The sequence below is a fragment of the Pseudonocardia sp. P1 genome (assembly GCF_000178675.2).
In the GTDB taxonomy this organism is placed as follows: Bacteria; Actinomycetota; Actinomycetes; order Mycobacteriales; family Pseudonocardiaceae; genus Pseudonocardia.
Map to the genome: position 1 here is coordinate 216818 of NZ_ADUJ02000002.1, position 14513 is coordinate 231330.

At 69.6% G+C, this 14513-nt stretch carries 14 protein-coding genes and 1 pseudogene; 10 read left to right on the forward strand and 5 right to left on the reverse strand.

What is annotated here, in order from left to right; genetic code table 11:
- Positions 1-295: 295 nt before the first annotated feature.
- Entirely contained in the window at positions 296-931 is a 636-nt protein-coding gene (locus PP1_RS30440) for a TetR/AcrR family transcriptional regulator (RefSeq protein WP_010224559.1), read from the reverse strand.
- 807 nt (positions 932-1738) lie between these two features.
- Between PP1_RS30440 and PP1_RS30445 the strand changes: the two genes are divergently transcribed.
- From PP1_RS30445 to PP1_RS30485, 9 genes are all read left to right on the forward strand, one after another.
- Complete coding sequence (locus tag PP1_RS30445) at positions 1739-2260, forward strand: acetyl-CoA carboxylase biotin carboxyl carrier protein (protein WP_075315386.1); 522 nt, start codon at positions 1739-1741, stop codon at positions 2258-2260.
- Positions 2253-3647: an acetyl-CoA carboxylase biotin carboxylase subunit gene (locus tag PP1_RS30450; RefSeq protein ID WP_010226577.1), complete on the forward strand. Its 1395-nt coding sequence runs from the start codon at positions 2253-2255 to the stop codon at positions 3645-3647. The genes PP1_RS30445 and PP1_RS30450 overlap by 8 nt, the downstream gene beginning before the upstream one ends.
- Positions 3640-5112, forward strand: a complete 1473-nt coding sequence (locus PP1_RS30455; RefSeq protein ID WP_010226579.1) for a carboxyl transferase — start codon at positions 3640-3642, stop codon at positions 5110-5112. Before PP1_RS30450 ends, PP1_RS30455 begins: the two co-directional genes overlap by 8 nt.
- Positions 5109-6650: an AMP-binding protein gene (locus tag PP1_RS30460; protein WP_010226581.1), complete on the forward strand. Its 1542-nt coding sequence runs from the start codon at positions 5109-5111 to the stop codon at positions 6648-6650. Before PP1_RS30455 ends, PP1_RS30460 begins: the two co-directional genes overlap by 4 nt.
- Positions 6647-7573, forward strand: coding sequence for a cyclase family protein (locus PP1_RS30465; protein WP_010226583.1), 927 nt, complete (start codon positions 6647-6649; stop codon positions 7571-7573). Before PP1_RS30460 ends, PP1_RS30465 begins: the two co-directional genes overlap by 4 nt.
- 123 nt (positions 7574-7696) lie before the next feature.
- Positions 7697-9031, forward strand: a complete 1335-nt coding sequence (locus PP1_RS30470) for an MFS transporter (RefSeq protein WP_010226585.1) — start codon at positions 7697-7699, stop codon at positions 9029-9031.
- A 762-nt stretch (positions 9032-9793) separates the two neighbouring features.
- Positions 9794-10174 carry an FDXHR family putative zinc-binding protein gene (locus PP1_RS30475; RefSeq protein WP_249266144.1) on the forward strand — a complete coding sequence of 127 codons (381 nt, stop codon included), beginning with the start codon at positions 9794-9796 and terminating at the stop codon, positions 10172-10174.
- Between the two features lie 290 nt (positions 10175-10464).
- Positions 10465-10686, forward strand: a complete 222-nt coding sequence (locus tag PP1_RS30480; RefSeq protein ID WP_010226586.1) for an antitoxin VbhA family protein — start codon at positions 10465-10467, stop codon at positions 10684-10686.
- Positions 10683-11258, forward strand: a complete 576-nt coding sequence (locus tag PP1_RS30485; RefSeq protein WP_010226588.1) for a Fic/DOC family protein — start codon at positions 10683-10685, stop codon at positions 11256-11258. Before PP1_RS30480 ends, PP1_RS30485 begins: the two co-directional genes overlap by 4 nt.
- Before the next feature lie 105 nt (positions 11259-11363).
- Here PP1_RS30485 and PP1_RS31655 read toward each other — a convergent pair whose 3' ends face one another.
- The gene (locus tag PP1_RS31655; RefSeq protein ID WP_443217611.1) at positions 11364-11582 is read right to left on the reverse strand and encodes a hypothetical protein; all 219 of its coding nucleotides are present in this window, start codon (positions 11580-11582) and stop codon (positions 11364-11366) included.
- Between PP1_RS31655 and PP1_RS31660 the strand changes: the two genes are divergently transcribed.
- Complete coding sequence (locus PP1_RS31660; RefSeq protein WP_443217613.1) at positions 11577-11780, forward strand: SbtR family transcriptional regulator; 204 nt, start codon at positions 11577-11579, stop codon at positions 11778-11780. The genes PP1_RS31655 and PP1_RS31660 overlap by 6 nt on opposite strands.
- 96 nt (positions 11781-11876) lie before the next feature.
- On the opposite strand, the gene PP1_RS30495 is transcribed toward PP1_RS31660, so the two are convergent.
- The 3 genes and pseudogenes from PP1_RS30495 to PP1_RS31665 all read right to left on the reverse strand — a co-directional run.
- Positions 11877-12113: an RDD family protein gene (locus PP1_RS30495; RefSeq protein WP_157178932.1), complete on the reverse strand. Its 237-nt coding sequence runs from the start codon at positions 12111-12113 to the stop codon at positions 11877-11879.
- A complete protein-coding gene (locus PP1_RS30500) occupies positions 12101-12352 on the reverse strand; it encodes a hypothetical protein (RefSeq protein WP_249266143.1) in 252 nt (83 codons plus the stop codon). Before PP1_RS30500 ends, PP1_RS30495 begins: the two co-directional genes overlap by 13 nt.
- Before the next feature lie 508 nt (positions 12353-12860).
- Positions 12861-13034 (reverse strand): annotated as a pseudogene (locus PP1_RS31665) (STAS domain-containing protein); the annotation flags it as partial.
- Positions 13035-14513 lie beyond the last annotated feature (1479 nt).

Below are 14513 nucleotides of genomic sequence, written 5' to 3' on the forward strand. Positions count from 1 at the left end.
TCGATCGATTGCGACCGTCGGTGTGGCCCGACGAAATCCGGACGGCGGAAGAGGCAGCCGTGGCTACCGCGACGCGGACCACCGTGCGCCGGCCGATCGTGGGAGGTCGCGTTGCACCGTCGTGCTCTGGCTGCAGCGTCGATGCTGTTCAAGATCCGGTCGGGGCCTAGAGCGACTTGTCCCACGTGCGAGCGGTGGATCGTCATGCCTGGACTCGGTCGAAGCTCGGGTGGTCAACGCCGGGTCGCCGTCGATGGTTCCGAGGGGCCGTCGCTCGCTGTGGATTGGGGTGGGTCTAGTGAGACTTGGCTTGTCCGATCTCGGAGCCGTCGTGGACGAGTGAGACGAGCGCGGTGTCGGTGAGGGCGGTGGCGACTTCCTCGGGGCCGAATAGGCCGTCCGCCCGATACCATGAGGACATGTAGTTCAGCGACCCCAGGATCAGCTGCGTCTGGAGCCGAGGGTCGACGCCCCTGCGAACCTGGTCCGCTGCCTGCGCCTTCTCGATCAGGGAGCGGATGAAGGCCTGGAACTCCCGACCTTGCTGCTGGACCTTGGCGAGCCGGTCTCCGGTGAGCCAGCGGCCCTCATTGAAGTAGATGCTCACGCGGTCGATGTTGGCGAGGTTCCACATCGTCAGCGTGTAGAGGTAGTGTCGTAGCTGCTCGAGTGGGTCCTCGCTCGATGCGAGGGACCTCTCCATGAGGTCTGCGGCCTGCCGGTGGGAGGCATCGAGAATCTGGTAGAGCAGGTCCTCTTTCGAGTCGATGTAGTGGTAGAGGCTCCCTTTCAGCACCCCGACGATGTCGGCCACATCTTGCAGCGACGACGCGCCGTAGCCGTTGGCAGAGAAGACCTGTATCGCGGCGGCGATGATCTCCGGCTCGCGGTTGCGGCGCCCGTTCGCCGTACTTCTGCGTCTCGGGGGCATCGCGTGCTCTCTCTCGTGGCGGTCGGGCAGGCGCGCACCAATGGGGCGCAGCAGGCACGGAGTCGATGTCGATGACGCCGCGGGCTCGGTGCGAGTCCTCGGGGCACGCCGGTGGAAGTCACTCGTGTGCCCATATGGCGAGATCGAGATGCTGTGTGGGTCTCCAGCCGCACTGTAGCAACCAAGCGCTTGGTCGGGGAGAGCCCGAGTCTCGCCGTCGGGCAGGGCCCGCGTTGTCGATTCGCACGGCGGGCGGCAGTGTCGCGAGGGCCACGGGCCACCAGCCGTGCCAGTCGCGGGCTCGGGGTCATCGGTGTCGGTGTCGGTGTCGAACCAGCACGGCGCGGGCGCGACTACATGTCCTCCTAGAGGCCTGCCGGCCGTCGCCCGTCGTGGGATTCGCCAAGAGCCGGAGATCTCGTGTCCGACGTCGGGGAGACGTGTCTCTGTCACGCTGACGAGGCCGCGGAGGGCGCTGCAGGTCAGTGCGTCGGCGACAGGATTCTGAGCCGACCAGACGACAGGCTGTGCTGCCCTTGTCTCATCGTCCCGTCGACGGGCCGATCCGTCGAACTGGCGGGCTGCTCGTTGAGTTACAACCAATTGGTCGGTAGGTTCATCGTCAGGTTAACTGGTGGACGCGATGACGGGGTCCTCGACGGAGGGCGTCGGTGCTGTCGCCGTCCCGTCGGCGAAACCAGGAGTGACGGCGCGTCGCAGGAGGCGCGTCGACTTCGAATGCAGCGTGAAATGTGAGCGGCCGCCGGCGTCTGGTTGGCGTCGCGACCTGAGTCTAGGAGAAGTTTCATGCCCCTCCCCGCCGATGACATCGGGCGCGTCCTCGATGCCCTCGACAAGTCCAGCTGGGACCAGGCCGAGATCGTCGTGGACGACGTCCGTATCGCCGTGGGCCGCAACGACCTGCCGGCCCCGGGCGCTGCGGCGCCGGCCACCACGGCTCCGGCGGCGGTCCCCGCGCCTGCCCCGGCCGCGGCCGGGGCAGTACCGGCACCGGCACCGGTGCCCGCGGCCGTCACCCCGGCTCCGTCGGCGGAGCCGCAGCCGCGGGACGCCTCGTCCTCCGGCGACCACGTGCTGAACGCGCCCAGCGTCGGCGTCTTCTGGCGATCCCCCTCGCCGGGCGCGCCACCGTTCGTCGAGGTCGGCGCCACCGTCGCTGTGGGCGACACCATCGGCATCGTCGAGGTCATGAAGCTGATGAACAACGTCGTGGCGGACGTGGCGGGCACGGTCACGGCGGTGTTCCCCGCCAACGCCGAACACGTCGAGTTCGGGACGCCGCTGGTGGCGATCCGGCCCGATGCCTGAACAGCTGAGGCGCGTCCTCGTCGCCAACCGCGGGGAGATCGCCCTGCGGATCCTCCGCGCCTGCTTCGACGAGGGCATCGAGACCGTGCTGGCTGTCTCCGAGGCCGACCGTGAGTCCCAGGCCGCACAGCTCGCTGACCGGACCATTCTGATCGGCCCCGCCGCGGCGGGCCAGAGCTACCTGGCCATCGACCGGATCGTGCAGGCGGCTCTGTCCACCGGCTGCGACGCGCTGCACCCTGGATACGGGTTCCTGTCCGAGCGCCCCGAGCTGGCCGACGCTTGCGCTGACAACGGCGTGGTGTTCGTCGGTCCGAGCGGTGAGATCATGCGTCGCGCCGGGGACAAGATGACCGCGCGCGAGGTCGCGGAGAAGGCGGGCATCCCGATCGGCGGCCGCAGTCGGCCCCTGCAGTCGCGCGCCGAGGCCGAGGAGGCCCTCAGCGAGGCCCTGGACAACGGCGCGAGCCTGCCGATGATGCTCAAGGCCTCTGCCGGGGGAGGCGGCCGCGGGATGTCGATCATCCGCGACGCCGCGGAGATCGGGCCGCGCTTCGACACCGCTCACCGGGAGGCCGAGCAGGCATTCGGCGACGGGCGGCTCTACCTCGAGCGCTACGTGGCCAAGGCCAGGCATGTCGAGGTCCAGGTGCTCGCGGACGCCTACGGGACGGTCTGTCACCTCGGCGACCGTGACTGCTCCACCCAGCGGCGGCACCAGAAGCTCGTCGAGGAGGGCCCTGCCCCCGATCTGCCGGCGGCGTTGTCGGCCGAGATCCGCGGCGCCGCGGTGCGCCTGGCCTCCGAGCTCGGCTACGTGGGTGCGGGGACCGTGGAGTTCCTCGTCGATGTCGACCGCGGCGACTTCGTGTTCCTCGAGGTCAACGCGCGGGTCCAGGTCGAGCACCCGGTCTCGGAGATGGTGTCCGGCATCGACATCGTCCGCGAGCAGCTACGGGTGGCCGCGGGCCGGCCGCTGTCGTTCAGCCAGGATGACGTGGTCCTCGACGGCCACGCCGTCGAGATCCGGATCAACGCCGAGGATCCCGAACGGAACTTCCTGCCCACCCCCGGAACAATCACGCGGTGGGCGATCCCGGCCGGCACCGGTGTCCGGGTCGACACCTTCGCCTACCCGGGCGCGGTGGTGTCCCCGTACTACGACTCGCTCGTCGCGAAGGTGATCACGCACGCGCCGACCCGCGCCGAGGCGGTCGCGAAGATGGTCAGGGTGTTGCGCGGCAGCCGCATCGAGGGCATCGCCACGACCGTCCCGCTCCAGCTCGCGGTGCTCGAGTCCCCCGAATTCCAGCACTCCCCGGTCACCACACGGTGGTTGGAGGAGCAGTACCTGCCCGCCCGTGAGAAGGGAGCCTCCAGTGCCTGACGTCGAGTTCGTCGACCAGACCCTCCGCGACGGCCAGCAGAGCCTCTGGGGCCTGCGGATGCGCGCCTACCAGGCCGCGGACGCGTTGCCGCATCTCGACGCCACCGGATTCCGGGTCGTCGACCTGACCGGGCCCGGCATGTTCACCGTTCTGCTGCGCGAGTTCGCCGACGACCCGTGGGCCTCGACCGACTTCCTGGTGCAGAACATGCCCAACAGCACCGTGCGCGCCGGCATGCGGACGACCGCGGTGATCGGGTTCGCCCAGGCCCCCGACGCGATCATCGACCTCTGGGTGCAGACGCTGATCCGGCACGGCGTCACGAGCTTCTGGATCTACGACTGCCTCTACGACATGCCGACGATGAAGCGGCTGGCGACGGTGATCCACGCGGCGGGCGGGAAGGCCGTCCCGGCGATTATGTATGGCCTCACCGGTGTGCACGACGACGCCTTCTTCGCCTCCCGGGCGAAGGAGATGGCGAGCTGGGACGGCGTCGAGACGATCTACGTCGAAGACGCCCCCGGCGTGCTCACCCCGGAGCGCGCGAGCACACTGCTGCCCGCCATCCGTGCGGCGACCGGCACGATCCCGCTCGAACTGCACTGTCACGCGAGCACCGGGCTGGCGCAGCACAACTACATCGAGGGACTCAAGGCCGGCTTCACGATCCTGCACACGGCGTCGCGGCCGATGGCGAACGGACCGTCGCTGCCGAGCACTGAGGGCATGCTGCCGATCCTGGACAGCATGGGCCTGTCCCACGGTCTCGACCTCGACCGGCTTGCCCCGGTAGCCGAGAACTTCGAGTGGGCCGCACGGGACGCGGGCTTCGAGCCGGGCGTCCCGGCGGAGTACGACCCGCGTATCTATCAGCACCAGCTGCCCGGCGGGATGACCGGGACGCTCAAGAACCAGCTGGCCACGCACGGCATGGCACACCGGCTCGACGAGGTGCTGGCGGAGATCCCGCGGGTCCGTGAGGAGCTCGGGCACCCGATCATGGCCACGCCGTTCTCCCAGTTCGTGGGCATCCAAGCGGTGCTCAACATTGTCGCGGGGGAGAGGTACTCACTCGTCCCGGACGAGGTCGTGCACTACGCGCTGGAGCACTACGGCCCGCTGGCCTCGCCGCTGGCCCCCGAGGTGGCGGACAAGGTGCTCACCAGTGACCGGGCACGCAAGCTCGCCGAGTGGGTGCGGCCCCAGCCGACGATCGCCGAGATCCGTCGCGGCTACCCGGCCGGGATCTCCGACGAGGAGCTGCTGCTGCGCTACATGACCTCCGACGAGGAGGTCGACAAGATGAAGGAGGCCGGCCCAATCCGCACCGACCCGCGCCGGTCGGCGAACGCGATCGTGAACGAACTGGTCGACCTCATCGCCGAGAAGCGGTCGGTGACCTCCCTGCACATCGCCCGGCCGGGCTTCGAGGTCCGGCTCGGACGGAGGAACAGCCGATGAGCGAGTTCGAGCTCCCAGCCGTGTCCGTCCCGGCGCTCGTCGCGTCGCGAGCAGCGAAGTACGGCGATCGCGCCTTCGTGAGTTTCGAAGGCGAGGTGTGCAGCTACGCACAGCTGCTCGAGCGTTCGGACGGTGTCGCGGCGTGGTTGCAGGCCAGGGGGATCGGTCCCGGAGACCGGGTCGCGATGCTGATGTCGAACTCGTTGGAGTTCCTCTATGTCTTCCTCGGCATCGCCCGCGCCGGCGCGGTGTCAGTGCCGGTGAACGCGTCGTCGGTGGGTGAAGGCCTGCACTACACACTTGAGCACTCGGGCGCGGCCGGGATCGTCGCCGATGCGGCTCTGGTTCCGAACCTTGACTCGATCGGCGCGCTGCCCGACCTGCGCTGGAGGACGGTGACCGAGGAGGTGGGGGAGATGCTCACCGCGGGCACACCGCAGCGTGTCGAGCTCGGGTCACTCGATCCCATGTCGATCATCTACACCTCGGGTACCACCGGGCCACCGAAGGGCGTGGTGCTCTCGCACACCAGCTATCTGAACACGGGCCGCTACTTCGTGAAGCACTACGGGCTCGACGACTCGGACGTGCTGCACACCTGTCTGCCACTGTTCCATTGCAATGCCCAGCAGTGCACGGTCATGCCTGCCCTGATCGCGGGGGCCAGGGTGGCGCTCAACGGGAAGTTCTCCTTGTCGCGGTTCTGGGACTGGATCGACTCCTCTGGCGCGACCGTCACCAACCTGCTCGGTTCGATGCTGGCACTGATGTCGAAGCGCCCGCAGGATGAGGTGGAACGGCGCAACCGGCTGAAGTTCATGGCCGCCGCCCCGGTCCCGGAGGGCCTGCACCGCCCGCTGGAGGAGCGCTTCGGGCTGCAGATCGTCGACGGCTACGGGCTCACCGAGACCGGCACCATGGCCTGCAAGAACCCGGTGTCGGACACCCGCTCGGGCACCATCGGGATCGCGCTGGACCACAACGAGGTCCGGATCGTCGATCCCGAGGGTAACGAGTGCGCGCCCGGTGTGACCGGCGAGATCGTCACGCGGTCGCGTATCCCGGGCGCGTACATGACCGGGTACTTCCGCGAGCCGGAGAAGACCGCCGAGGCGATGCGCGACGGGTGGTTCCACACCGGCGACGCCGGCTACCGGCGCGAGGACGGCTACCACGTCTTCGTCGACCGGATGAAGGACACGATCCGGCGCCGGGGCGAGAACATCTCCTCCTTCCTGGTCGAGAAGGCGATCACCGCCCACCCGGACATCGTCGATACCGCAGCGATCGCGGTTCCGTCGGATCTGTCCGAGGACGACGTGAAGGTCCTCGTCGTACGACGGCCGGGGGCGTCGCTCGAACCGGCGGACGTCATCGAGTGGGCACACGGGCGGCTCGCCGAGCACGAGGTACCGCGCTATGTCGAGTTCCGTGACGAGTTCCCGCGTACCGCGACCGGCCGGATCCAGAAGTACACGCTGCGCGGCGAGGGCGCGGGCGCGGCGTGGGACCGCGAGGCGGAAGGTGTGCAGCAGTGACCGAACCGGCCTATGACGAGCTGCCCGAACTGGGGAATCTCGGTGTCCGGCACGCGTGGGACGTTCTCCCGGCGCCGCTGGGCACGCTGTCGCGGATCGCTCCGGAGGAGGTGGTGGCGGCCGCCGGGCTGGTGCGAACCGGGCAGGTGTTCCCGCTCAACCTGGGCCTCGACGCCTTCGACCCGCCGCTGTTCGGTCGCGCTGCGACTGCACATCGGGTGTTCCCGCATGACCGCAACACCTTCGAGGACACCCTGGAGTCGTTCAACCCGCAGGCGTCGTCGCAGTGGGACGGCCTCGGGCACGTCCGGGCCCGCGAGCACGGCTGGTTCGGCGGCCGGACCGACCAGGAACAGGCTGTGGCCGAGCTGGGCATTCAGCATTGGGCGGCGCACGGGATCGTCGGCCGCGGTGTGCTGCTCGACGTCGCGGCCCACCGGGAGCGCTCCGGAACGCCCTACGACCCGTTCGGCAACCAGCCGGTCACCGCCGACGACCTGGCGACGATCGCTGGGGACGCCGGGGTGGAACTGCGCCGGGGCGACGTCCTGGTGCTCCGCTTCGGCTGGACGGCGGAGTACCGCAGGCGCCTCGCCGCCGGGGACGACATGCCGTCGGTGGTCACGTCCTGGGCCGGCCTGTCTGGATCGGAGTCCACGGCCCGGTTCCTGTGGGATAACGGGATCGCCGCGGTCGCGGTCGACAACCCCGCGGTGGAGCGCGGTCCCGGCGCGAAGGAGGACGGATCGCTGCACCGCAGGCTGATCCCGGCCCTCGGCTTCGCGCTCGCCGAGCTCCTGGACCTCGAGGCGCTGGCCGCCGCCTGCGCCGCGCAGGACCGGGCCGATTTCCTGTTCGTCGGGGTGCCGCTGCCGATCGCCGGCGGTGTCAGCTCACCCTCGAACGCGGTCGCCCTGCTGTAGGGCGACCGGCCAGGCCGGCGGTTCGGGGACCGCCGGGTACGACCGCACGACGCACGTGTCGGTACCACCGTCTCCATCGGACGGTTCACCCGATTCCTTGTCAGAGCCGAGAGGGAACACGCCATGACCACCGACGCCACCATCTCCGAGCCGGGTGGGAACCCCGCGGACCCCGGCACGTCCGCCGACGGTGCCCCCAGCCGTCGTACCAGGCGGGCGGCCGTCGCCGGCGGGGTCGGCACCCTCATCGAGGGCTACGACTTCAGCTCGTACGGCTACCTGTCGGTGTTCATCGCACCGCTGTTCTTCCCCAACGACGATCCTGTCGTGTCACTGCTGCTGACCCTGGTGGTGTTCGCGACGGCGTACCTGGCCCGGCCGCTCGGCGGGATCGCGTTCGGCCTGGTCGGCGACCGCGTCGACCGCGGCAGGGTGCTCGTGGCGACGATCCTGCTCATGGGGGTCGCCACGACCCTGATCGGTCTGCTCCCCACGCACACGACGATCGGGGTCACCGCCACCGTCCTGCTGATCCTGCTGCGGCTGGTGCAGGGCTTCTCGGTCGGAGCAGAGGTCGCCGGAGCGGCGACCTTCGTCTCCGAGGCGGCGCCGAACCGCTACAAGAGCCGCTTCGGTGCGTTCAACCCGGCCGGCGCGACCTTCGGTTTCGGGCTGGCGGCCGCCGTCGCCGGTCTGACTTCGGCGCTGACGACCGAGCAGCAGATGGCGGAGTGGGGCTGGCGGATCCCGTTCCTGATCTCGCTCCCGCTGACCGTCGTCTGCTTCATCATCCGGCGCCGGATCACCACCGAGTCGCATTCCGTCGCCACGGTGGCGGGGACGACGACTTCGCTGCTCGACGTCGTCCGGGTCGGCCGCATCGCGATCCTCAAGGGTGCCGGCCTGTCGGCCGCCGTCAACGGAACCGCCTACTTCGGTCTGACCTATGTGAGCATCCACCTCATCCAGCAGCTCGGGTACCCGAAGACCGCGGTGTACTGGGTGGTCACGGTCGTCGTGATGATCACTGCGCTGCTGATGCTCCCGGTGGGGCGTCTCGGTGACCGGGTCGACCTGCCCAAGCTCGGCGCCATCGGGATGGTCGGCTATCTCGCCGTCACCTGGGTCGGGATGTGGCTGATGGGGCTGGGCAGCCTCGCGCTTGCCGCCGTCGCCTTCATGGTGATCATGATTAACAGCTCGTTTCTACAGGTCACCGGCTACGCGTTGTCCCCGGAGATCTATCCGCGGGCGATCCGTTTCACCGGCATGTCCCTGGGGTGGAACATCGGTGTGATCATCGCCGGTGGTACCGCCCCCGCCCTGTGCGTCTGGCTGGTCGAGGCCACCGGCGCCCCCACCGCGCCCGCCTTCTTCGTCATGCTCGCGGCGGCCGTCGGCCTGGTTTCGGTGTGGGCCATCGCTCGAGGTCCGCGCCCGGGGCGCATCGGCGGCTGAAGCCCGAAGAGACACTCCGATCTAGCTCTGAGCGTAGTGGCATGTGGGCTCCTCCACCTTCGTGAGCAGATCACCTTGCTCGCCGCGGTCGAGCGTGATCTGGCGTTAGTCCGGGTGCCGCAGTGGTCGAGGCGATCGCGCCGCTGCGGCAGCCGGGTTTGGCCGCTTCGACCGTGTGCGCCCAGTGAGCCCTCGGATGTCGTTGCGGGCCATGAGCATCTCGACCGCATTGTGAGCGGCGGCGGCCGCGCGGCCGAGGGCGAGTTTCAGCGTGCAGCCGGCGTGCGCCGTAGATGCCCTTCGGCGCCTGGTGAACCTCTCGTATCTGGATGGTCAGCCAGGCGTGACTGTTCGCGCGAGCGGGTTCCTCCGCTGCACGCTCTGCGCCGCTGGAGGCCTACGGCGGTTCCGTCAGCAGCTAGCTTCCGACTCGGCGGGAACCGGCCCCGCTCCGACCGTGGACGCCGTGCTCGCCGAACTCGATGCCCCGGGGCGTCCGCTTCGGCTCCGCTGCCCTCCATGGGCTTCGACATGGCTGTCGCCGGCCACGAGCAGGAGCCCCGCCGCAGGACCGACAAGGGCTGAGTGAGTCCAGGCCCGCCGAGAGGCCTGGGGGCCGGGGCCGATGCGATCGCCGCGCTGCGTGCGATCGGAGCGGGTGAGGCCGCCGCTGAGGACGGCCTCGCGGCGCCCCGCCCCCGATCCGGTCGGGCTGCTGTAACGGAGCAGGGCCGCGGGCTTCGCCATGACCTGCCTCACGTCGTGACCCAGCAGACCGTGCCGACGATGTCGCCCCGGGCCAACCCACACGAGGTGGGCCTGTGGTTCCTTGACCCGATCCCGGTGCACGGGCTCCCACGTGGCGTCGTTTGCGTCCTGCGACGTGTCGATGGCATCCCAGAGGTGTTGCGTAATCTGTCGGCCGTGGGCGGGGTGGTGCGGTTTTCGTGCTGTGGTCTGAGCTGGGTGGGGGTCGATCGAGCGCACTGCTGTCGTCGCACCGGAGGCTGCGGTGCGGTGTTCGACGATGCGGAGCTGTGGGATTCGCACCGCCGTCACGGCCGCTGTTCGGCTGCTCCGATCGATCTGGGGCTGGTCCAGACCAAGAACGGTGTGTGGATCCGCCCTCAGGACGCCGCCTGAATGCTGCTGGCGAGGTCCCGACGTCCCTGGCCGAGTCCGGTTCGGCCGGTGGCGGACGTGTTCATCGTCGGCTACTCATCCCGTCCGCGCTGTTCGCGATTGCGGTAGGAGGCGGGCGTAAGACCCCCGTACGGTGGTCTGCGCCGGGTGCGGCGAGCCGGTCTGCGGTTGCAGGACGGGGGACCGGCGGCGTGCCGGGACAGCTCACCGGGGTGGCAGGTGGGGTAGGGTGACCCAGCGAGCACGGTCGGTGTCGTCAGGGACGTCGTCTAGGGACGAGGTGAGTAGCGGTGAGTCTGGACCAGGAGCATCGGGCGGCCGCGTCCGCCCGACGGGTCCCGTTGCCGCCTCCGGCCTGGGATCAGGCGTCCCGCGACGCACTCGCCTCGGTGCGGGCTGAGGGGCTTGAGCCCGGGCCCGATGCGATCGCCGCGCTACGCGCGATCGGTGCGGGGGAGACCACCGCTGAGGATGCCGTCGCGGCGATCCTCGCCCCCTATCGCGCGGCGTGAGCTGGGATCCCGACCTCGATCTCGAGCACGGCGTTCTGACGAACCTGCTGGGTATCACGGATCGCTCGGAGCTGGCTTCGGTCGAGGCGCGGGTGACGGCGGTCCGGATCGCCGAGCTCATGGCGGATCCACCGCGGGGACGGTTCGATCTTGCGTATCTGCAGGCGGTCCACTTCAAGATCTTCGCTGACCTGTACCCGTTCGCGGGCCAGGTCCGCCGTGTCCGTCTCGGCAAGGCCGGCACGGTGTTCTGCCTTCCCGAGCAGATCCCTGCCTATGCTGCGGCGGTGTTCGACCAGCGCAGCGATCCGGACCGGTGGTCGGGCCTGGACCGTGATCGTGCGCTCGACGCTCTGACCGACCTGATGGCTGATCTGGTGTTCCTGCATCCGTTCCGCGAGGGGAACGGCCGGGCGATACGTGCCTATCTGCAGCTGCTCGTCGCGGCGGGTGGATGGCGGTTGACCTGGACCGGCTTGGGCCGAGACGACAATGCGCGGGCCGGGCAGGAGGCGTGTGCGGGGGATGTGACCCTGCTGCGCAGGATCCTGGACCGTCACCTCGGTCCATGATCTGACGGTCCGGCGGTGCCCGTGGTGACGGGCAGCGTGATGTGCTCAGGTCGTCGGCGCGGCGGCCAGATTCTCGCGGGTCCAGGTGCCGAGTCGGTCACGGCGTTACCGAGCGCGCGGCCCCCGTGAGTCTCCGGGCTGTCCGGCGACGTTGGTGACCTCGTGCCCGGCGCCCATGGCCGGCATCCCTGCGGCCAGTGGCTGATCCACGTTCATCTCGGGTGCGCTCACGGTGACGTCGAGGACGTCGGAGAGCACGGCTGCGATCCGGGTCATCGTGAGGCGGTCACTGGCCAGGTCGAGCTCGACGCGGTGTTCGTGCACGACATTGATGGAGCAGGCAGTGGGCCACTGCTGCAGCGCGCGGTCCGGGACGGCGCGGGTCCGGCCGATGTCGGTGTCGGTGACCTGATCGCGCTGGCGGTCGCGATGGTGCTCGCGACCGACCACCGGGCCGAACCACCGGCGCAGGCCGGACAGCTGCTCGCCGTGGCGGTCGTTGGTCTGAGCCCGGCTCGGTGACTGGTCGGTGACGGCCGAGTCGCCACCGTCGCCGCAAGACTCCCGCCGCCGGATCAGACCGTGTCGGCACGCCTGTGGTGCGGGTGGAAGGCTGCCTCAGTCGCGGACTACGAGGGTGCCGGCGGCGTGGTCTCCGATGCGCTGGCGCCTGCGCGAGCAGAGAATGACGATCCACCCGACCAGACCACCGAGCAGAGTGTCGATGACGAGCAGTACCGCTCGGCCGACGTGCTGACCGGCCGAGGGGGCACCCCCGTCGACGCGCACGATCCGCAGGCCGAGCAGGGCCATGGCCGGTGTCCGGCCGCTGCGGAGGGGGATCAGGATGAACACGACCGCCCACACCACGGCTGTAGCAGGACTGCGACAAGTGAGGGCGGGCCGGGGTTGGCAGTGAGGCGATAGAGGTCGGTCATGCTGCCCGGCACCGATGCGAATCCGCTTCCCGGTGCGATGGTCTCGGCGAGCAGGCCGAGCAACGACAGGATCATGCCGGCGAGGAACAGGTCGAGGATGTACTGCACGATGCGGCGCCCCGTGACGTGGGTTCGGCCGGTGTCCACGATGGTCATGTGCGCCTTCTCCGAGGTCGTCGACCTGCCGGGTGGCGGGTCGCAGCGCACACCATGGGTCCGGGGTGGGTCGGTCGGGTGGGATGACGCGGCGGGACCGCGCTGATTGAACCTGACCAGGTGATCGCGCAACACTCGAGGGAGCCGGTCGGACCCGGGACCGATCCACGGCTCCCGGGGCAGCGGACGGCGGGGTCTCCGCCGCCGACCTCCCAACCGTGCGTCGGAGCCGTCCTGGCCGGGAGCGACGGCGTCGACCGGTCGTTCCGGCTCGTGCGAGTGCCGCGCTGATCGCCTGCACGCCGTCGCCGCTGTAGCCGTCTCGCGTGTCCGGAGCCAGGCTGTCTCGGACCGTCGTCGCTGATCCTAAGCTTCGGGCTCGTCGGCGGGGACGGGGAACAGTGCGGGGCGTGGGCGCCCGGTCGTGGTGTCGGGGGGCCGGGTCGATGACGTCGAGGTGGTTCATCGTCCCGGTGAGCTGCAGGATCCGGCGCACCTGCCGGGCGTCGCCACAGTTGATCTGGAGCGCGACGCCTGCGGCGAGCGCGCTCTGGTGCGCTTCGAGCAGCACGGACAGGCCCATCGAGGTCATGAAGGTGACACCGGACAGGTCCAGCAGCACGCGTGGCGCGGCGGCGAACCAGTCGCGGAGCTGATCGAGCAGGAACGGAGCCGTGACCATGTCGATCTCGCCCGCGGTGTGCAGCAGCACCGACCCTGACGGCTGCGGAACCGGTACGAGGGGTCAGCGCGCCGCTGTCGTCGGCGGACGCGGCCGGTCCAGGCACACTGCCCGGACCGGTTGTCCACTCGCCCATTCCCAGCCGCCTCTCCGGAGGCGGGCCCCCGGGTCCGGGTCCTCGTGACAGGGCCTGGTGGAGGACGCTGAACGGGTCGTGGAAGGCCAAACTCGCCGAAGGGGCCGATGTTGTCAGCCGGCAGGTGATCGTGGGTGACAGCGTCCCACCGCGCGGGCACCTTGATGCCCAGCCACATGTCTCGACGGTGCGGTTAGGGGCGGAGAGGCCGACGCCACTCGCAGGGGAACGGGCCGGTGGTCGAACATCCCGTCCCTCGATGTCAATGAAACATTGACAGCAGCGATTCGTCAACGAAGCCGTGACCGCCACACCGGTCACGGCGGGGAAGCCTCACCGACCGGTAGGCAGTCGTGGATCGAGGTCGACGACGCCAGGCCCGAGGACCGATCCGGGGCGCATCAAGCCCCGGGGAGAGGTGCCCTTCCAGGCGGCTGGTCACCGAGCGCGATAGCTGGCGCGGTGCGGCGCCGCTATGAGGCCGGTACGCCCCATTTCTGTGCGCTGTGAAGATCGACAGGGAAAGTGGCAGGGCGACGCGAGGTCGGGACAGGTGCCAGATCGCGGTCTTGCCGGCAATCGCTTGTGCAACTGACGTCAATGAAGCATTGACGTCAACCGGTCGTCAACCAAACGAGGACCGCCAAAATCCTGTCACCGCCGCACGAGTTCGGAAACCCGTCGTTGGGCTGCTGCCGGAATCGGCCGACGCGGGCGAGCCCCAGAACGGAGCTGGGCCGGCTGGTGGGTTGATCGTGTTGCAGACCGTGTGGGGGAGCAGCTCCGGCCTGCTGCCGGCATGTCCGGTGGGGGACACGCAGTGGTTGGGCGCTCGGCGCGGATCGGAGCTGTTGCCGGGCGCAGCTGTGCCGCTCAGCCCGAACCGATGCAGCTCCGAAAGCGTTGACTCAACTGATCCCCCGGTGGATCGCTGCTCGTTGGGATCTGCAGGGATGGGGCCGGTGGGGAGCGGGGACACGTTGCCAGTTTCGGCGTGGCCCGGCTGCCCCATCGGGGGAGGCACCGGCGGGCCCGGCGGCTGCGCAGGCGAGACGACCGCCGCATGCTGTACGGCCTCGGCGTTCGCGGTGGCCGGTGCGGCAAGGAACAGCGCCGCGAGCAGCGCGACCGCACCCGCCGTCGACGACAGCAACCGCGATCTCCGGGCCACATGCCGCTCCGGTTCGTACGGTCGTTGGATTCTGCTTGATCCCGATCGTGGCGCACTCGGCTCGGGGCCCCTTCCGCACGAGCAGTCCCGAGCGGCGCGGAGTCCCTCCCGGAGCCCACAGCGATGCAGGACGTCCATTCATCCGCCAGGCCCCAGGGGCGCGCCATCGACC

Excerpts from the sequence above, each read along its gene's own strand:
- PP1_RS30500 (WP_249266143.1), bottom strand. The coding sequence starts at position 12,352 with ATGACCATCGTGGACACCGGCCGAACCCACGTCACGGGGCGCCGCATC.
- PP1_RS30460 (WP_010226581.1), top strand. The coding sequence starts at position 5,109 with ATGAGCGAGTTCGAGCTCCCAGCCGTGTCCGTCCCGGCGCTCGTCGCG.
- PP1_RS30440 (WP_010224559.1), bottom strand. The coding sequence starts at position 931 with ATGCCCCCGAGACGCAGAAGTACGGCGAACGGGCGCCGCAACCGCGAG.
- PP1_RS30470 (WP_010226585.1), top strand. The coding sequence starts at position 7,697 with ATGACCACCGACGCCACCATCTCCGAGCCGGGTGGGAACCCCGCGGAC.
- PP1_RS30445 (WP_075315386.1), top strand. The coding sequence starts at position 1,739 with ATGCCCCTCCCCGCCGATGACATCGGGCGCGTCCTCGATGCCCTCGAC.
- PP1_RS30450 (WP_010226577.1), top strand. The coding sequence starts at position 2,253 with ATGCCTGAACAGCTGAGGCGCGTCCTCGTCGCCAACCGCGGGGAGATC.